We start from the raw sequence: 18,821 nt of genomic DNA, 5'->3' as shown, positions 1-18,821 counted from the left end.
GCACACCGAACGATTTGCGCTTCACATACTTTGGCAAGTCCATGACACGCATCGAAAGACCTTTCGACATCACGCGTCTCGAAGACGAATGGCTCGAGGCTGACGGCTTCGGCGGCTTCGCTTCGGGAACCGTCGGTACGCTGCGCACGCGCCGCTATCAGGCCTTGCTGCTCACAGCCACGCGCGCGCCTGGTGGGCGCGTGGTGCTCGTGAACGGCGTGGAAGCATGGCTCGAAGCGAACGGCCAGCGTTATTCGCTGAGCATGCAGCGGTATATGCCGGACGTGATCTATCCCGACCTGACAGCGAGTCTTCTCGCGTTCGACACCGACCCGTGGCCGACGTGGCGTTTGCAACTCGATTCGCACGTAACGCTGATAGCGGACGTGTTCGTCAGCAAGGCGACGCGCGAAACGGTTTTGCGGTGGCGGCTGGACGGCGTAGTGGCAGCTTCCGGCACGGGCGCGTTCAACCTGAAAGTCAGGCCTTTGCTCTCCGGGCGCGACTACCATGCACTGCACCACGAAAACGCCGCGTTCAATTTCAACGCGCAGACAAGCAGCGATCAGGCGTGCGTGAATTGGCAACCTTATGGCGACCTGCCGGTCATCAACGCGGCGACCAATGGCGTCTACACGCACGCTCCCGACTGGTACCGAAACTTCTGCTACGTTCGCGAGCGCGAGCGTGGCCTCGACTTCAGCGAAGACCTCGCCACGCCAGGTGTGTTCAGCTTCAATCTCGCGGATGGCGAAGCGGTGATGATCCTCAGCGCGTCGAGCGCATCGATCGCGTCCCCGGCGGCGGTGCCGGCAAGCACCAAACCAGCCGCCGCTCACGCAACCGAACTCGCGTACATCGAACAGCAGCGCCGCAGCGCACTCGGCTCACGCCTGCAACGTTCCGCCGATGCCTACCTCGTAGCGCGTAACGAAGGCCGCACGATCCTCGCCGGCTTTCCATGGTTCACCGATTGGGGCCGCGACACGTTCATCGCCATGCGCGGCTTGCTGATCGCAACGGGCCGCCTCGACGAAGCGGAAGCGATCCTGCTCGAATGGTCGGGCACCTTGTCCGAAGGCATGCTGCCGAATCGTTTTCCCGATTACGGCGACACGCCGGAATACAACTCCGTCGATGCATCGTTGTGGTTTGTCATCGCCGTCCACGACTATCTGGCGACGAACCACGCAACAGCCGGCACCCGAACGCGTCTGCAGCAGGCAGTCGAAACTATCCTCACGGGTTACACGAAAGGCACGCGCTTCAACATCAAAGCCTCTACCGAAGACGGCCTCCTGAGCGCCGGCGTCCCCGGTGTCCAACTCACGTGGATGGACGCAAAGGTCGGCGACTGGGTGGTCACGCCGCGCATCGGCAAACCTGTGGAAGTGCAGGCGCTCTGGATCAACGCATTGCGCATTGCAGCAACGTGGAATCCGCAATGGCAGCAACCTGGTGACCGAGCGTTGCAAGCGTTTCATGAACGTTTTACCGATCCGTCGACGCAAGCGCTCGTCGACAACGTCGACGTGGATTTCGTGAAAGGCGCCGTTGACCGCTCGATCCGCCCGAATCAGATCTTCGCGGCAGGCGGCCTGCCGTTTCCGTTACTCGAAGGCGCGGCGGCGCGCGCAGTGGTCGATCAGGTCGAAACGCACCTGCTCACGCCGCTTGGCCTCAGAACGCTCGCCCCGTCCGATCCCGCCTACCGCGGGCACTACGGCGGCACGCCGCTGGAGCGCGATGGTGCCTATCATCAAGGGACGGTTTGGCCATGGTTGTTAGGCCCATTCGTCGAAGCATGGCTGCGGGTTCACGGCGCCGAGCCGGATGCCCGTGCGCAAGCCAAAGCGCACTTTCTCGACCCGCTGTACGCGCATCTCGATCACGCCGGCCTTAACCATCTCTCCGAAATCGCCGACGGTGACGCGCCGCACACGCCCGCCGGCACGCCGTTTCAGGCGTGGTCGCTGGGGGAGTTGCTGCGCATTGAAAACCTGCTTGCCCGATTGGAGTCCATCGCCCCTTAAACCGCGCTACGATGTGAGTCCCACCGCCAGGCCCGACGCAAGGACGTAGTCATGCCACCGCTGCGCGCTGCCAATCTGCTCGACACGATCGAAGGTTCCCGCCTTCACTCCGCCGACTGTGCCCATTGGCAACGCTGGGGGCCGTATCTCAGCGAGCGTCAATGGGGCACGGTGCGCGAGGATTACAGCGCGGACGGCACCGCCTGGGATTCTTTTCCCCACGACCATGCACGCAGCCGCGCCTACCGTTGGGGCGAAGACGGCATCGCCGGTTTCGGCGACGACAAACTCAGCTGGTGCGTATCGCTCGCGCTGTGGAACCGCAAAGACCCGATCCTGAAGGAACGTCTGTTCGGCCTCACCAACGCGCAGGGCAATCACGGCGAGGACGTGAAGGAGCTGTACTTCTACGTCGACGGCACGCCGACGCATTCGTACATGCGGATGCTCTACAAGTACCCGCATGCCGCGTTTCCGTACGACGATCTCGTGCAGGAAAACGCGCGACGTGATGGCGACATGCCGGAATACGAAATCCTCGATACCGGCGTGTTCGACGATTGCCGTTACTTCGACGTGCAGGTCGAATACGCGAAGCACGCGCCCGACGACATCCTGATGCGCGTGACGATCGAGAATCGCGCGGACGAGGCGGCTTCGCTCGATGTGCTGCCGCAGATCTGGGCGCGCAATTCGTGGTCGTGGAAGGAGAACAAGGACAAGCCTTCGCTGGTCGCCGGCAAGGACCACAACGGTGAAGTCCATTTGATCGGCAAGCAGCATGGCCATGAGCCGATCGTCGTGACAGCGTGGTCGAAAGACGCGCCGCAAATGGCGTGGCTGTTTTGCGAGAACGACACCAACGTCAAGCGTTTGTTCAACATGGATGGCGCGGGGCCGTTCAAGGACGGCTTCAACGACTACCTCGTCCACGGCGACGAACAGGCGGTCCGCCGCGACGCCGGCACCAAGGCGGGCGCGCATGCGTCGATTGAACTCGGCCCGCACGGCCGCGCCGTGGTGTATATGCGCTGGCGTCCGCAGTCGGCGCCGGACGACACGCAACTCGATGCGGATGCGGTGTTCGCTCACCGGATTGCCGAGGCCGATGAATTCTATGGCGCGCTGCAGCACGAGATCAGCGATCCTGACGCGCGCCTCGTGCAGCGCCAGGCGCTCGCCGGCATACTGTGGTCCAAGCAGTACTACCAGTACGACGTGCAGCGCTGGCTCGAAGGCGATCCGCTGCAACCCACGCCGCCTGCGTCCCGCAAACGTGGCCGCAATGTGGACTGGCGGCATCTGTGTAACGCGGACATCGTGTCGATGCCCGACAAGTGGGAATACCCGTGGTACGCGTCATGGGACCTGGCGTTTCATGCGGCCGCGTTCGCGCTGATCGATCCCGCGTTTGCCAAGCGGCAATTGTTGCTGCTGGTGAAGGACCGGTATCAGCATCCGAATGGTCAATTGCCTGCCTACGAGTGGGCGCTCGGCGACGCGAATCCGCCCGTGCATGCCTGGGCCGCGTGGCGCGTCTATGAAATCGACCGCGCGCTGACCGGCAAGGCGGATCGGGATTTTCTGGAACTCGTATTTCACAAGCTGTTGCTGAACTTCACGTGGTGGGTGAACCGCAAGGATGCGGACGGCCGTAACGTTTTTCAGGGCGGCTTTCTCGGGTTGGACAACGTCGGTATCTTCGACCGCTCGTCGCCGTTGCCGACGGGCGGTCACATCGATCAAGCCGACGGCACCGCGTGGATGGCCGCATACGCGCTCGACCTGATGCGGATCGCGCTTGAGCTCGCGTATGCGAACCACGTGTTCGTCGATATCGGTGTGAAGTTTTTCGAGCACTTCCTGTATATCGCCGAAGCCGTGAGTTGCGACGACGGTTGCGATACCGGCCTATGGGACAGCGAAGACGAATTCTTCTACGACAAATTGCGCCTGCCCGACGGCAGCAATATTCCGATGCGCCTGCGCTCGATTGTCGGCCTGATTCCGCTTTTCGCCGTGCACGTGCTTGAAGAACGTTTGCATGGCCACCTGCCGGGTCTGCGCGAGCGGCTCGTCTGGTTCCTCGAGCACCGCCCCGATCTGGCAAAGCTGGTTTCGCGCTGGAACGAGCCCGGCAAGGGCAACGCGTTACTGCTCTCGCTGCTGCGCGGGCATCGGATGAAAGCGTTGCTGCGCCGGGCGCTCGACGAAAGCGAATTCCTCTCCGACCATGGCGTGCGGGCGCTGTCGCGATTCCATCGCGACCATCCGTTCGAGTTCAATCACAACGGCACCAGTGTCACCGTCAAGTATCTGCCGGCCGAATCCGACACCCGCGTGTTCGGCGGCAATTCGAATTGGCGCGGGCCGGTATGGATGCCGGTGAACTATCTGCTGATTGAATCGCTCTACGAATTTCATCGTTACTACGGCGATAGTTTTCGCGTCGAATATCCGACCGGCTCAGGGCAGAAGTTTTCGCTCTGCGAAATCGGCGACGAATTGGCGCGCCGGGCGACCACCCTGTTCCTGAAGGACAAGAACGGCGAACGTCCGGTGATGGGCGCGTATCCACTTTTGCAGGCTGACCCGCGGTCGCGCGATCTCGTGCTGTTCCATGAGTATTTCCATGGCGACAACGGGCGTGGCGTGGGTGCTTCGCATCAAACCGGCTGGAGCGGCCTGGTGGCGCTGCTGTTGCAACCGAGGGCGATGGGCGCATCCGGCAATGTGCCGCTGGCTGGCGAGCCGGACCGGGCGCCGATACCCACGTCGACCTCAACGCCTGCTCCCGCCTGCCCACCTGAGTCTGCGCCCGAGTCTGCGCCCGAGTCCGCGCCCGAACCTGCGCCTGCGCTGGTAACGGCCGTAACCAAGTAGCTTTCTTAAGCGAATCCCATGTCGACTACTCCGAACACCCCAGCTTCCGCCAGTCGCGAACCCAGTTGCAAAGTCAGCGCGGGTCCGCATGATGCGCCGTCGTCGCCGGCCGGCAAGCGGCCTGCGCCGCCCTGCACACTGGTGATCTTCGGCGCGGGCGGCGACCTGACCAAACGGTTGCTGATGCCCGCGCTGTACAACCTCGCAGTAGACGGCCTGCTCGATGACGGCATGAAGATCATCGGCGTGAATCACGGCGAACGCGAGACGAGCGTATGGCGCGAAGACTTGCATAAGTCGCTGCAGCAGTTCGCCGCCGACAAAGCCAGCACTTTCCACGCCGGCAAGCTCGACGACAAAGCGTGGAATTGGGTCGCGCAGCGACTCGAATACATGGCCGGTGAATTCGAAACCGACGACACGTTCGCAAAGCTCAAGCAAAAGCTCGATCAATCGCCGGGTGGCAATGTGATTTTTTACCTGGCGGTCACTGCGCGCTTCTTCAAGCCGATCGTCGAGCATCTCGGCAAAGCGGGCTTGCTGAAAGAAGGCGAGGGCGCGGGTGAGGGCAATACGGGCGGCTTCCGCCGCATCGTCATCGAGAAGCCATTCGGCACCGATCTCGCTTCGGCGCGTGACCTGAACGCGCACATTCTGTCGTACGCGGACGAGTCTCAGGTGTATCGCATCGATCACTTTCTCGGCAAGGACACCGTGCAGAGCATTCTCGCGGTGCGCTTTGCGAATGCGCTGTTCGAACCGATCTGGCGGCGCGAATATATCGACAGCGTGCAGATCACCGCGGCCGAAACGATCGGCGTGGAGGGACGCGGCAAGTTTTACGAGCAGACCGGCGCGTTCCGCGACATGCTGCCGAACCACCTGTTCCAGTTGCTCGGCATGGTCGCAATGGAGCCGCCCAATTCGTTCGATGCCGAAGCCGTGCGCGACAAGAAGGCCGAAATCTCCGATGCAATCCAGCCGCTGACTGCCGACGACGTCGTCTTCGGTCAATACGAGAAGGGTCCGGCGGGTATCGGCTATCGCGAGGAACCCGACGTCGCGCCGGACAGCACGACCGAAACCTATGCCGCCGCGCGCGTGTATGTCGAGAACTGGCGTTGGGCGGGCGTGCCGTTCTATCTGCGCACCGGCAAGCGGCTCGCCGCGCGCCGCACGGAGATCTCGGTGCAACTGAAGCCGGTGCCGTTCCGTCTGTTCCGCGACACTCCGGTCGACGCGTTGACGCCGAACGTGCTGACCTTGCGCATCGATCCCGCGCACGGCACGAGCTTCGACTTCAATGTGAAGACGCCGGGGCCGGTGATGCAGATCGGCGCGGTGCAGTCGTCGTTCGACTATGCAGACTTCTTCGCCGAACGGGCCAACGTTGGCTACGAGACCTTGCTGTACGACTGCATGCTGGGTGACGAGACGCTGTTCCAGCGCGCCGACAGCATCGAAACGAGTTGGTGCGCGGTGGACGACGTGCTGCACCCGAAAACCGGCGGCGCGATACCGGTGCACGGTTACGCTGCCGGCAGCGAGGGACCCGCTGAGGCAGACGCGCTGCTCGCACGCGACGGCCATTCATGGCGGCCCTTAAAGCAGGATGCAGTCGAAAAGAAGTAACTCCATGAGACGCACCAACACAATCGGGGGACACCGTGGCCACACGTAAGACGAAAGTAAAAAGCAGCACCGAGCGGATTCTGGCGATCGATGTCGGTGGCACCGGCTTGAAAGCCGCGATCATCGATGCGGACGGTCAGATGAAAACCGACCGTTTGCGCGTGCCGACGCCGCATCCGTGCACGCCGGAGCAACTGGTGGATGCGTTGGTGAAGCTGGTCGAGCCGCTCGTCGAAAAGGAGCCGCCTACGCTGATGTCGATTGGCTTCCCGGGCGTGGTGCGCAACAACCGCATTCTGACGGCGCCGCATTTTGGCGCCGAAGGCTGGCACGACATTCCGCTTGCGGATTCGCTGGCGCAGCGCCTCGGCGGTCTGCCGGTGCGCATGATCAACGACGCGGAGATGCAGGGCTTCGCCGCGATCGAGGGCCACGGGATCGAGCTCGTGCTGACGCTTGGCACTGGCGCGGGCACGGCGCTGTTCCGCGATGGCGAGTTGATGCCTCATCTCGAGCTTGCGCATCATCCGGTCAGCAAGAAAGGGGTGGCGTACGACGAATACATCGGCGACGCGGCGCGCGAGAAGGCGGGAAACAAGCGCTGGAATCGCCGGGTCGAGAAAATAATCGGCATTCTCAATTCGCTGGTGAACTACGACAAGCTGTGGATCGGCGGTGGCAACGCGGCGCGGCTGACGTTCAAGTTGCCCGCGAACGTCGCAACTGTTTCGAACGATGCGGGAATCGAAGGCGGTGCGCGGCTGTGGCATCCGAAGTCGTTGCGCGAGACGCGGCAGTTGCCGGAGGCGAATGAGCGGACGGGCCGGTTCAAATGATGCTTGAACTAAGGATGGATTCGTTTCGCGTCGGCGGAATAAAGTGGGCAGTCGATACGTTTGTCACCGGTGGCCGTGACGCCCGTTTGTTGCGGTGCGACTTTTTTCAGCTTAGCTAACTTATATCCGGGGAAGCCAACGATGATTCGAAGCCATACCGCCGGCGCTGCACGACGCCTGTTATTTGTCTGCATGTGCGCCGCGCTGACTTTTGCTGCGGCGAGTGCCCGTGCGGCCGATGCATTTGCGCTGTCGTCGCCGGGTTTGGCCGACGGCGGCACACTGGATTCGAGTCACGCGGCGAGCGCGAATAATTGCGGTGGCGGGAATGTGTCGCCGGCCTTGCAATGGCGGAACACGCCGGCCGGCACGAAGAGTTACGCCATTACTATCTTCGATCCGGACGGTGCGAAGGGTCTGGGCATAGTCCACTGGGTGTTGTATGGCGTCGCACCATCGGCGACCGGGCTCGGTGCGGGTGCGACGCCGGCCGGCAGCGTGGGCGGAACGAACCGGACGGGTGGCCCTGGCTATTACGGACCGTGCCCGCCGGTTGGGGACGTCCCGCATCACTATGTTGCGCAGGTTTATGCGCTTGATTTACCGCCCGACGCATTGCCAGCAGGATTGACGCGCGACGCGTTGCTGGCGGCTATGAAGGACCATGTGCTCGCTGCGGCGAGTACGGTGCTGCGATACGGACGGTGAGTCTTATGCCTTCGATGGCGGAAGCCGGGCAACCACCGGCGCCGCCGTCGAGGGCACCCCACTACCGGGCCGCGTCACCCCATCGATATTCGTGACTTACCTCATCGAGCTGCGTCTTAACCTGTGCGTCGAGCACAAGCTCCGAAGCCGACAGCGTATCGCTCAACTGCTCAGCGCGGCTGGCGCCAATAATCGCCGACGTAATCAGCGGATTCGCCAGCACCCACGCCAGCGAGACCCGCGTCAAAGACTCGCCCGTCGGCGCAGCGATTGCCTTCAGCTTCTCGATCGTTTCGAACTCGCGTTGATGCCAGTACCGCTCCTGATACATGGCTCCCGCCTTCCCGACGGTTTCGGTGAATCGCCCGGACGTGGGCGCAGCGTCCACCCGGTGCTTGCCGGTCAGCAAACCACCCGCCAGCGGGTTGTAAGGCATCACGGCCAATTGCTCTTCATCCGCCAAAGGCAGCAATTCCCGCTCGATCTGCCGGAACAGCAGGTTATAGCGGGGCTGCACCGAGACAAACCGCGCCACGCGCAACACATCGGCGCGACCCAGCGCCCGCGCCAGCCGATACGCCAGGAAATTCGACACGCCGATATACCGCGCCTTTCCGGATCGCACGATCACGTCGAGTGCTTCGAGCGTCTCATCGAGCGGAGTGTTCGCGTCGTCGGAATGGAGCTGGTACAGGTCCACGTAGTCCGTGCCGAGCCGCAGCAGCGATGCGTCGATCGCGTCCAGCAGATGTTTGCGCGAGGCGCCCTGATCCCACGCTGACGGCCCCATCTTGCCGACCGCCTTCGTCGCCAGAATGAAGCGGTCGCGTTTGCCCTTCAACCATCGCCCGACGATCTCCTCCGTGCGTCCGGCAATGCTTTCGCCGCCGCCGAGCGGATAAACGTTCGCGGTATCGATGAAGTTCACACCGGCGTCCGCCGCCGTGTCGAGAATTCGCCGCGAAACGTCTTCTTCCGTCTGCAGGCCAAAGGTCATCGTGCCGAGACACAGGCGCGAAACGGTCAGGCCAGTGCGGCCGAATTTGCGGTATTGCATGGTCAACTCCGAAGATGGACGGGACAGTTGCGGTATGCGGTGTTGTAAAAAGGATAAACGGTGTGGCGATTTCGCGTTCGGCCGCGGGCACACGTAAGCGCAGTGAGGCGTTAGCATTTAGAAAGCTTGGCGTGCCGCTCGACTCGATTGCGAAAGTGACGCGAACTTTCATTGCCGCGCGACATAGACTGGATTTTTCAGATCAGCTCTGCTGAGCGTTGAGAGAAGTTGATGTGTTTTCCGAGGATATGGGCAGGGCCGCGTATTCGTCTAATAAATATCAGAAGGCGCCACGTGTTGGGTCGCCAAACATTACATATAAGTAATTTTCAGCTAACCATGACGCTTCGAAAATTACGTATTCCATACGTTGGTAAAAATTAGAAATAATCCCATTACAGCAGGTAAGGTTCCGCGCGGTTGATGGGGCTTTATGCGTATGGAATGATATCGATTCTCATTTAACCACCAGCCAGCCATCCCGTCGTTCTTGCTCCAAGCAGGAGACCGGCAGCCAGCCAATTGCGGTTTTGTCATTGATTCCATGTCGAGCATGCGGATCGGGCAAGCGCACTTCCGACGGGATTTCCCATGTTCAACCACACGCCGCTTGCGACTGCGTTAGCGCTAGCTTTTGCCGTTCCATTTGCCACGCCCGCCGTCGCGCAGACCGCTCCGCAAGCTGCGTCGCAGCCGTCAGCGCAAAACGCGCCGTCGTCCGCAACGGCCGACAACGCGACCTTGCCGACCATCGGCGTCGCGGCGCAAGCCGAACAACAGGACTTCCAGGCAGAGCGCTCGACGGTCGGCGCCAAGACGCCCACCGCATTGCGCGACATTCCGCAGACAGTGACCGTGATCAACAAGTCGGTGCTCGCCTCGCAGGGCGCCACGTCGTTCCAGGACGCGCTGCGCAATGCGCCGGGCGTGACGATCGGCGCAGCCGAAGGCGGGCAGATCGGCAACAACATCAACCTGCGCGGCTTCACCGCTCAGAACGACATCTATCTGGACGGCTTCCGCGATCGCAACCAGTACTATCGCGACACCTTCGACCTTGAAGAACTCGAAGTGCTGTACGGTCCGTCGTCGATGTTGTTCGGCCGTGGCTCGACGGGCGGCGTGATCAACCAGGTCAGCAAGAAGGCGAACCTGAAGGACTCGGCGGAGGTCACGGGCATGATCGGCACCGACGATCGCTACCGCAGCACCGTCGACGTGAATCACAAGCTGACGGACACCGCCGCGATTCGCCTGAACGCATTCGGCCAAAGCCTCGGTTCGACGCGCGACGAGATGAAAAACAAGGACTACGGTATCGCGCCGGAAGTACGCTTCGGCATTGGCACGCCGACTGAAGTCACGATCTCCGCGCTGATCCAGCACAACTACGACATGCCTGACTACGGCGTGCAGGCGTTGAACGGCCGCCCGTCGCCAGTGCCGAAGAACACGTTTTATGGCTTGACCACAGATCGCACGATTCAGGACGTGCAGACGTTCACCGCCGCGATCAAACACAAGTTCTCGGACCAGCTCACGCTGACCAACCAGACGCAGTTCTCGCACTCGATGACCGACGCGCGTGAGACCGCGCCGCAAGCGGTATTGACGGGGCCGCTTGCCAGCAGCACCGCGCTCACCAATGGCAATTTCACGACGCTGTCGCCGTCGCAACTGTTCATCAAGTTGCAAAGCCACGACCGTGTGATCGAAAACCATTCGCTGTACAACGACACCTCGCTTCAATACAAATTCGACACCGGACCCCTCAAGCACGAGTTGATCGCCGGGGTCGACCTGGGCCACGACAGCTATTCGAATCAGGCCTACACGCGCAACAACTTGCCAGTTGTTTCGATGGTGAACCCGGCGTATCTGTCTTCGCCTGCCGGTGTGACTACCACGGTCGGTAACTATGCCGATTCCGGCTCGAACGAAATTGGCGCGTACGTGAACGACACCGTGTCGATCGGCCAGCACTGGAAGGTGATCGGCGGCTTGCGTTGGGATCGCTTCCAGGCGCAGATCCACAACACGATCAGCTTGCCAGGCTACGCGACGCAGACCAACTACTTCACCAGCGTTCGCGCCGGCGTGATTTATCAGCCGACCGACTGGCAGTCGTACTACGTGTCGTACGGCACGTCGTTCGATCCGTCGCTCGAGGCGTTGACGGTCACCAACCTGACGCAGAACCTCGCGCCGGAGTCGACCAAATCGTATGAAATCGGCGGCAAGTGGGATCTGCTGGGCGGCAATATTTCGGTGACCTCCGCGTTCTTCCGCGAGGAAATGACCAACGCGCGCACGCAAGTTTCGCCGACCGAATACGAACTCGACGGCGACATCCGCGTCGATGGTTTCCAGGCCGGCGTGACGGGACACATCACCGACAAGTGGCAAGTGTTTGGCGGCTACACCTACATGGACGCCATCATCCTGAAGGCGCTCGACGGCACGCAAGGGCACGTGCCGGCTAATACGCCGCGCAACACGCTCACATTCTGGACCACGTATGCGATCACGCCGCAGTGGGAAATCGGCGGCGGCCCGACCTATATGTCGCCGCGCTACGCGTCGAACACGAACTACGTGCAGGTGCCGGGCTACACGCGTTGGGATGCGACCGCGGCGTATCACGCGAAGAAATACGACATCCGTCTGAACCTGCTGAACCTGACCAACAAGCAGTACTACGACGCGTTGATTCCGTCGGACGGAGGCCGTTCCGTGCCCGGTATCGGACGCACGTTGCTGGCAACGTTCGACTACCGCTTCTGAAGCGTGTCTCATAGCTACGGTAGGCTTGCTGTTCCCGCAAACGGCAGGCCGACGTAACGAGGTCAAGAGGCCAAGGAAACTCAAGATGCTGCTGCACATTCCCAATGTACTGAACGCCGAACAGTTGCGCTTTGTGCGCGAGCGGCTCGACAGCGCCGGCGACGCATGGGTCGATGGCCGCGCGACCGCCGGTTATCAGGGCGCGCCGGTCAAACGCAACCAGCAGATCGCCGAGCATTCGCCGCTCGCGCGTGAACTCGGCGACGTGATTCTCGCGTCGATCGAGCGCAACCCGTTATTCATCAGCGCAGTGTTGCCGAATCAGGTGTACCCGCCGCTCTTCAATCGCTACGAAGGCGGCATGGAATTCGGCAGCCATGTGGACGGCGCGGTGCGGGTGCTGCCCAACGGCGTGAAGCTGCGCACGGACGTGTCGGTGACATTGTTCATCTCCGAACTCGGCGAATACGACGGTGGCGAACTCGTTGTCGAAGACACCTACGGCGTGCAACAGGTCAAGTTGCCGGCGGGCGACATGATCGTTTATCCCGCCACCAGTCTGCATCAGGTCACGCCGGTCACGCGCGGTGCGCGCCTCGCCAGCTTCTTCTGGGTGCAAAGCCTCGTGCGCAGCGACACGCAGCGCGCCTTGCTATTCGATATGGACACGGCGATTCAACGTCTGAACGCCACGCATGCCGACGATGCCGCGCGCCGCAGCCTCGTCGGTTGCTATCACAACCTGTTGCGCACCTGGAGCGAAACGTGAGCGTACCCGAGGCTATTGAATTCCGGCCGGCTGAGTCCATCGACGCCGAGGCCGTCGAACCGCAGCGGCTCGACCGCGACGAACTGAAAGCACGGCAGCAGCGCTCGCGCCGCGCCACCTTTGTCAAATGGCTGCGCAAAGTGCATGGCTGGATCGGTTTGTGGGGCGCTGCGCTGGGTTTGCTGTTCGGCACCACGGGTTTTTTGTTGAATCATCGTGGCGGGCCGCTCAAGGTGTCGACCGGCGAGCCGCAGGTTTCAGTCGTGCAGGTGCCGCTGCCGCAGCCGGCGCCGGAAACGCCGCGCGAACTCGGCAAGTGGCTCAAACAGGAGCTGAAACTGGCCGGTACCCCGGGACGCGCGCAGAAAGAGCCTGCGCATCCGGTGGCGTGGGGTGAGCGCAGCGTGCTCCAGCCCGAGCACTGGCAGCTCACCTTTTCGTCGCCGCACGAAAACACCGCCGCGGAGTATTGGGTCGGCAATGGCTATGTGACGGTCAAGCGCAGTGAAAACTCGTTTCTCGCGACGCTCACGAATCTGCACAAGGGCGTCGGCCTGAGCGTCGGCTGGGTGCTGCTGATCGATACGCTGGCGGGCAGCATCATTCTGCTGTCGCTCACCGGCGTCCTGCTTTGGACGGAGTTGAACAAACGCAAAACCGTCGGCGCGGTGTTGGTGATCGGGTCCATCATTGCTGCCGTGTGTATGGGTCTGCTCTAGCAGACCCTGAGGGCGCGCCGCAGCGGTTGGCGCGCCCTCCCGGCACCCTGCACGCCCGCCAGCGGAAAAGTGGGCGCTCGCGCTAGAATCGTCGCAGACCGCCAAAAACCGTTGGCCCTGCCGGATTTCTGCCGATGACCACGTCCCCCAATCAGGTCGACGCCGCGTTGATATCGCGGCGGTCGATCCGCGCCTTTCTGCCCACGCCGGTCGCGCGCGCCGATATCGAGGCGATTCTCGAAGCGGCCAGCCGCGCGCCCTCGGGCACCAATACTCAGCCGTGGAAAGTGTATGTGGTGACGGGGGAGTCGCTCGCGCGCCTGTCGCAGGCGCTGGTCGCCGCCTATGACGATCCTCAGCGCGATGCGCTGTATCAGGAAGAGTATCGCTACTATCCCCACCAATGGGTGTCGCCGTACATTGACCGCCGCCGCAAGATCGGCTGGGATCTGTACGGCCTGCTAGGCATCGAGAAGGGCGACAAGGCGCGCATGCATGAACAGCACTCGCAGAACTTCCGGTTCTTCGGCGCGCCGGTTGGCCTGTTCTTCACGATCGAGCGGGTGATGGAACTCGGCAGCTGGCTCGACTACGGCATGTTCCTTCAGGCGATCATGACGGCGGCGCGCGGGCGCGGCCTCGATACCTGTCCGCAGGCGGCTTTTACGCAGTTTCATCGCGTGATTGCCGAGCATCTCGGCCTGCCGGCCGAAGAGCAACTGGTGTGCGGCATGTCGCTCGGTTTCGCCGACGAAAACGCGCTGGTCAATACGTTACGCACCGATCGCGAACCGGTTGAACGGTTCACGCGACTTCTCGATTGAACCCTATTGACGGGCGCTCCTCTTACCCACTTCCCATCGGACCATGATGAAAACCTCACGCCGCCATTTTCTGATGCTGAGTGTGGGCGTGAGCTCATCGCTCATGCTGTCCCGCGCCGCGTTCGCCGACACCGCGAACGCACTGAGCGAAGCCGATCCGAAGGCGCAGGCCGTCGGCTATAAAGAGGACGCGGCGAAGGTCGACAAGGCGAAATTCCCTGGCTACGCCGCCGGACAAACCTGCGCCAACTGTTCGCTATTCCAGGGCAAGCCTACCGACGCCTACGGTGGCTGCACGCTGTTCGGCGACAAGCAGGTCGCCGGACGCGGCTGGTGCAATTCGTATTCGAATATGTGACTGGGCCAGCTAGTGCGCTTGGGCGCGCTACGCGCGACTTGGCACCTAGTTCAAAGCGCTCAGTACGAGCTCATGCGAACGACCGATCCACAGCGCCGCATCGCGATGGTCGCGCAAGGCGTCGCCGGTATTCGGGTGCAGAAAAATATCGAGCGCGCCGTGATTCAGCGTGAGCCAGCCGACGAGCTCGGCGAACTGCTCCTGCGCGAATGCGAGCTGATACGACCACATCGGGTGCGGCCCGACTGGGCGTTCGTGAAAGCGGCCTAGTTGCAGTTTGCCGTTCCAGTGTGCTTCGATTTGCTCGCGAAAGGCCCACGCGGCGTCGCGGCTGCCTGAATCGAAGTAAACGTGGGCGTGCCAGCTCTCGATGGCTGAGGTGTCGCGAAAGGTCATAGCGGGTTTCGTTCCGTCTTTGTCAGACGGTCATTCTGCTCGAATTCAGGCTGACGCGTGCGGTGCGCGCCGCATCAGAAACTCTATTTCCTCTTCGGCGACGATTTCGAAGCCCAGGCGCTCGTACAGGCGTCTGGCGGGATTGCCCTTGAGGACCTTGAGGCACACCGGCAATACGTCGGCCTGCGCCGCTTGCAGGACAGTTTGCAGCGCGCGCTCGCCGATCCCGCGGCCTTGATGCTCGGGCGCGATCTGCACTTGCACGACGAACCACTCGGTTTCGGTGCGATACGCTTTCAGCAAACCAGCCGGCGCACCATCGACGCAAATCACCTGCGCTGCATCGTAGCGATAGTGCAGACGCGCGAGATGCTGGGCATCGTCGACGGATTCGCCGGCGCGTGCCAGATGCTCGGTCATGGTGGCCTTGCGCAGTTCGAGGAGAAAGCGCTCGTCGGCTTCCTGCGCGGGGCGCAGGGTAAGGGCAGGTTCTTGAACGGACATGCGGGTAACGTTTCCGATGCGCGGGCGGTGAGAAAGAATTGTCGTGGATTGTTGCAGCGGCAGCGCTTTTTTACCATGCGCTTGTGTTTCGGGCGCTTACGTTCGTGGCTCAAGTCTGAAGAAACCGCCACCCCGTGGCGATTCGGCAAACTGGCCTGCCAATTCCCCTCGTTTCGCGCAATTGCATTTTCGTGTGTTCACATAAACTGTTTTCCATGGAGCGACAAGTCACCGAGCCCATCGACGCGGTCTTCCCCCGCGTTGTTTTGAACCGTACCGTTGATGGCAGTTTGCCGCGTTTGACCAACGTGGCAGGGCAGCAAAGCAGTAGGAAGTCGAAGCAATGCAAATAGTGCGCGATCGCAGCAGTCATGCGCACGGATCAGCAGGGGGTTGCAGCGAGGTGATGTTGATGGCGAGGGACCGAGCTGTAACGCAACACCGCAACACCGCAACACCGCAACACCGCAACACCGCAACACCGCAGTAGAGCAGCACCGCAACACCGCCATACAGCAGTAAAGCAGCACCGCAATAGCGCAATAGCAGTTCTTGCAGCAACAGCTTTGGTAGTTTGTGATGGTTATAAAAGTCGGCAAGCATCCACGCGCCTGTACGACTCTTCCATCCTGTCCGGCCCTGTTCCCTCGCGGGAACAGGGCTTTTTTTTCGTCGGCGCGTCCGATGTGACTTGTATTTATTCGATCCGAACCTATATGGCAGCGTTGCATTTCCGGCCAGCCGTAGCGGAAAATCTGCTCGCGCGTGGCGGGATGCCGCGCACATTCGAGACTTTGAGTTGTTTAAGTCTGTCTTAATAGTTGCTTGCCATGATGGCTACACAGACTCACATTAAGGGCCTGTCAAGCCGCCGACGCATCGGCGGCGTTTGCCACCGGAGAGCACAGCATTCGGTGGCAAAGCCGAGAGTTAGCGAAGGAGGTTGAATCGATATGTCCAGTAAATCGCGAGTCCGCAAGCACACCCAGCCGGCCATGTCCCCGCTGCTGCGCGCGCTGACCTATAGCCGCACCGCCCACGAGCCTGTCACCGAGGCGATGCTCCTGCAGTGCTACACCGCCCTCGATGCATTCCGGCGCGGTCGGGGCACGCGGGATTTACACCTGACCTTGAGCCGGCATCTGCTGGTGTCGCAAGAGTTGGCGCGTCTTGGCCTCGGTGAAGACGTCATTGCCGATATCGAAAGCGCGCATGCGGCGATGGTGCAGCTCGACGCACGTGAGCATCAAGACGGCGCCTGGGTGCTTGAAGACAGCGAATACGCCCGTCTTTGCACCGCGCTGGCGATTCTGGATGGGCAACTGTCGATCGCATCGTTGAGCGAGATCGCGAACGCGGAAGCGAAGATGATCGAAGGGTTGATGAGATCGGCCCATACGCAAGCGATTGTCGAAGCGACCGTCTAAGCAACGTCGCGCCCTGCCGCAAGCTGACGCTCAAACGAAGAACGCCCCACATGGGGCGTTTTTTTCGCATCAACGTCGATCCTGCTGTTGTTAGCCAATCCGACGCACCCGGTTAAATTACTGCAGCTATAATCTCCGGCATGAAATTTCTGCGGACGTTGCTCCTTCTGTTGCTATGCGCTGCGCTGCCCATTAGTGGGCTGGCGGCTAGCGGCTTGACGGGAGATTGTCCGATGCAGATGAGCATGAGTGCCGACGAGAGCGACGCAATGTCGGCTGACATGCCCGGTTGCGAGTCGATGCATTCATCGCAGCCCGAAAAGACCAAGGGCTTTTTCTGCAAGGTAATGGCTCAATGCCAGATCGGCAGTCTGTATCACCCGGTCTCTCCGACCGGCATAACCCGGCCTGCCGGGTTGTCGAGCACCGTTGTTTTCCACTACGCGCAGTCGCTGCCGGTCCGTGAGCCGACCGGACCGTGGCGACCTCCTCGCGCCATCTAATCCCTTGCTGACAGGTTCACCGCATTTGCGGTGAGGTCGTCCTGCGTTCAGGACGTGGACTCCCTTTGGGAGTTCGCCGTTGGGGTTAGAACATGCCATTCATTTTTTGCACGCCGTTAAACCGGCGGCCACCACTGCGCGCGCGCTCGCTTTTCGCCGCGCTGATTCTCGCGAGCGGCGCGGCGCACGCTCAGCAAGCGAGCTTAACGCTCGACGCGGCGCTTCAGGCCGCGACCGACCGCTCTTCCGCCATGGGGGCCGCACAGGCCTCTGTGCGCGCGAGTTCCGATGCCGCGGTCCGGGCCGGTCAGTTGCCCGACCCGATGCTCAAAGCGGGTATCGACAACCTGCCGGTGAACGGATCGCAGCGGTTCACCATCGGTCAGGATTTCATGACCATGCGCCGTATCGGCATCGAGCAGGAATGGGTATCCGGTGATAAGCGCCGCTTGCTGTCCGCGCGGGCGAACGATGTGGTGGACCGCGAGCGAGCCGGCTATCTGCTGCAGCTCGTGAACACGCGGCAACAAACGGCGGTTGCGTGGTTAAACGCCGTCTATGCAAAGCAGGCGCTCGCGTTGCAGCAGGAGCTGGTGCGCCATATGGCTCACGAACTGGACGCGACAAAAGCGTCTTACCGGGGAGCCAAGGCAAGCGCAGCCGACGTCGTTCAGGCGCAGGCGATGCTCGCGCAGACGCAGGATCAGCTGCTCAAAGCACAACAGACGTTTCAAACCGCACTGATCGGCCTGTCCCGCTGGACTGCCACACCGGTTCTCGACGTGAGCGGCGATCCGCCCGCGCCGCAATCGTATGTGTCGTCTCTGCCACCCGACGAGCTTCGCGACGTTCAGCCGGCGCTCGTGGCCGCTTCGCGGGACATCGCCGTCGCCGATGCCGATACGGCTGTCGCCAACAGCGACCGCAGTCCCAACTGGACGTGGGAAGTCTCTTATCAACAGCGTGGCGGGCAGTACTCGAACATGGTTTCGGTCGGCGTCAGCATTCCGCTGCCGATCAATCGCAAGAATCGCCAGAACCGCGACGCCGACGAGAAGGCGGAACTCGGCACCAAGGCGCGGCTGATGTACGAGGACACGCAACGGCAAGTCGAAGCGGATATCCGCACGCAGTCGGCGACCCTCACCAGCGGCCGCGAGCGCATCACCCATCTCACCGACTCCCTGCTGCCCGCTGCGGACCGGCGCGTCCAGCTTGCCGCCGCGGCCTATCAGGCGGGTAGCGGGTCGCTTGCGGATGCGTTTGCTGCCAGACGTGCATTGCTCGACGCTCAGCTACAGGTGCTCGACCTTCGGCGCGAGGTGTCCCAGACCTGGGCCCAGCTCGAATACCAGGTCGTGCCCGCGTCGATGTCCATCAGCCAGTGA

17 protein-coding genes are annotated in these 18,821 nt (G+C 61.8%); 13 read left to right on the top strand and 4 right to left on the bottom strand.

Going from position 1 to position 18,821, the window contains the following annotated elements:
- Nucleotides 1-41 precede the first annotated feature (41 nt).
- From R8871_RS06275 to R8871_RS06255, 5 genes are all read left to right on the top strand, one after another.
- On the top strand, nucleotides 42-2,033 hold the full coding sequence (locus R8871_RS06275) for an amylo-alpha-1,6-glucosidase (RefSeq protein ID WP_175049540.1): 1,992 nt from the start codon (nucleotides 42-44) through the stop codon (nucleotides 2,031-2,033).
- A 51-nt stretch (nucleotides 2,034-2,084) separates the two neighbouring features.
- Nucleotides 2,085-4,916 (top strand): MGH1-like glycoside hydrolase domain-containing protein, encoded by a 2,832-nt coding sequence (locus R8871_RS06270; RefSeq protein ID WP_175049539.1) that lies wholly within the window; start codon nucleotides 2,085-2,087, stop codon nucleotides 4,914-4,916.
- An 18-nt stretch (nucleotides 4,917-4,934) separates the two neighbouring features.
- Nucleotides 4,935-6,548, top strand: a complete 1,614-nt coding sequence (gene zwf / locus R8871_RS06265; RefSeq protein ID WP_175049538.1) for a glucose-6-phosphate dehydrogenase — start codon at nucleotides 4,935-4,937, stop codon at nucleotides 6,546-6,548.
- Between the two features lie 35 nt (nucleotides 6,549-6,583).
- Entirely contained in the window at nucleotides 6,584-7,384 is an 801-nt protein-coding gene (locus tag R8871_RS06260) for an ROK family protein (protein WP_175049537.1), read from the top strand.
- Between the two features lie 141 nt (nucleotides 7,385-7,525).
- The gene (locus R8871_RS06255) at nucleotides 7,526-8,092 is read left to right on the top strand and encodes a YbhB/YbcL family Raf kinase inhibitor-like protein (protein WP_175049536.1); all 567 of its coding nucleotides are present in this window, start codon (nucleotides 7,526-7,528) and stop codon (nucleotides 8,090-8,092) included.
- Between the two features lie 61 nt (nucleotides 8,093-8,153).
- On the opposite strand, the gene R8871_RS06250 is transcribed toward R8871_RS06255, so the two are convergent.
- Nucleotides 8,154-9,149, bottom strand: coding sequence for an aldo/keto reductase (locus R8871_RS06250; protein ID WP_175049535.1), 996 nt, complete (start codon nucleotides 9,147-9,149; stop codon nucleotides 8,154-8,156).
- A 591-nt stretch (nucleotides 9,150-9,740) separates the two neighbouring features.
- Here R8871_RS06250 and R8871_RS06245 point away from each other — a divergent pair.
- The 5 genes from R8871_RS06245 to R8871_RS06225 all read left to right on the top strand — a co-directional run bounded on the left by R8871_RS06245 (nucleotide 9,741) and on the right by R8871_RS06225 (nucleotide 14,603).
- A complete protein-coding gene (locus tag R8871_RS06245) occupies nucleotides 9,741-11,933 on the top strand; it encodes a TonB-dependent receptor (RefSeq protein ID WP_175049534.1) in 2,193 nt (730 codons plus the stop codon).
- 85 nt (nucleotides 11,934-12,018) lie between these two features.
- Nucleotides 12,019-12,702, top strand: coding sequence for a Fe2+-dependent dioxygenase (locus R8871_RS06240; RefSeq protein ID WP_175049533.1), 684 nt, complete (start codon nucleotides 12,019-12,021; stop codon nucleotides 12,700-12,702).
- Complete coding sequence (locus R8871_RS06235) at nucleotides 12,699-13,421, top strand: PepSY-associated TM helix domain-containing protein (protein ID WP_175049532.1); 723 nt, start codon at nucleotides 12,699-12,701, stop codon at nucleotides 13,419-13,421. Before R8871_RS06240 ends, R8871_RS06235 begins: the two co-directional genes overlap by 4 nt.
- A gap of 134 nt (nucleotides 13,422-13,555) precedes the next feature.
- On the top strand, nucleotides 13,556-14,245 hold the full coding sequence (locus tag R8871_RS06230) for a nitroreductase (RefSeq protein WP_175049531.1): 690 nt from the start codon (nucleotides 13,556-13,558) through the stop codon (nucleotides 14,243-14,245).
- A gap of 46 nt (nucleotides 14,246-14,291) precedes the next feature.
- The gene (locus R8871_RS06225) at nucleotides 14,292-14,603 is read left to right on the top strand and encodes a high-potential iron-sulfur protein (RefSeq protein WP_175050019.1); all 312 of its coding nucleotides are present in this window, start codon (nucleotides 14,292-14,294) and stop codon (nucleotides 14,601-14,603) included.
- Between the two features lie 45 nt (nucleotides 14,604-14,648).
- On the opposite strand, the gene R8871_RS06220 is transcribed toward R8871_RS06225, so the two are convergent.
- From R8871_RS06220 to R8871_RS06210, 3 genes are all read right to left on the bottom strand, one after another.
- A complete protein-coding gene (locus R8871_RS06220) occupies nucleotides 14,649-14,999 on the bottom strand; it encodes a DOPA 4,5-dioxygenase family protein (protein WP_175049530.1) in 351 nt (116 codons plus the stop codon).
- Nucleotides 15,000-15,044: 45 nt separating this feature from the next.
- Entirely contained in the window at nucleotides 15,045-15,503 is a 459-nt protein-coding gene (locus tag R8871_RS06215; protein WP_175049529.1) for a GNAT family N-acetyltransferase, read from the bottom strand.
- A 369-nt stretch (nucleotides 15,504-15,872) separates the two neighbouring features.
- Nucleotides 15,873-16,106: a hypothetical protein gene (locus R8871_RS06210; RefSeq protein WP_175049528.1), complete on the bottom strand. Its 234-nt coding sequence runs from the start codon at nucleotides 16,104-16,106 to the stop codon at nucleotides 15,873-15,875.
- Nucleotides 16,107-16,456: 350 nt separating this feature from the next.
- On the opposite strand from R8871_RS06210, the gene R8871_RS06205 reads away from it, so the two are divergent.
- From R8871_RS06205 to R8871_RS06195, 3 genes are all read left to right on the top strand, one after another.
- The gene (locus R8871_RS06205; protein ID WP_175049527.1) at nucleotides 16,457-16,930 is read left to right on the top strand and encodes a hypothetical protein; all 474 of its coding nucleotides are present in this window, start codon (nucleotides 16,457-16,459) and stop codon (nucleotides 16,928-16,930) included.
- A 140-nt stretch (nucleotides 16,931-17,070) separates the two neighbouring features.
- Nucleotides 17,071-17,433, top strand: coding sequence for a hypothetical protein (locus R8871_RS06200; protein ID WP_175049526.1), 363 nt, complete (start codon nucleotides 17,071-17,073; stop codon nucleotides 17,431-17,433).
- 92 nt (nucleotides 17,434-17,525) lie between these two features.
- The gene (locus R8871_RS06195) at nucleotides 17,526-18,821 is read left to right on the top strand and encodes a TolC family protein (protein WP_175049525.1); all 1,296 of its coding nucleotides are present in this window, start codon (nucleotides 17,526-17,528) and stop codon (nucleotides 18,819-18,821) included.

Source organism: Paraburkholderia sediminicola (assembly GCF_902859805.1).
Taxonomy (GTDB): domain Bacteria; phylum Pseudomonadota; class Gammaproteobacteria; order Burkholderiales; family Burkholderiaceae; genus Paraburkholderia; species Paraburkholderia sediminicola.
This window is presented reverse-complemented; position numbering and strand designations above follow the sequence as displayed.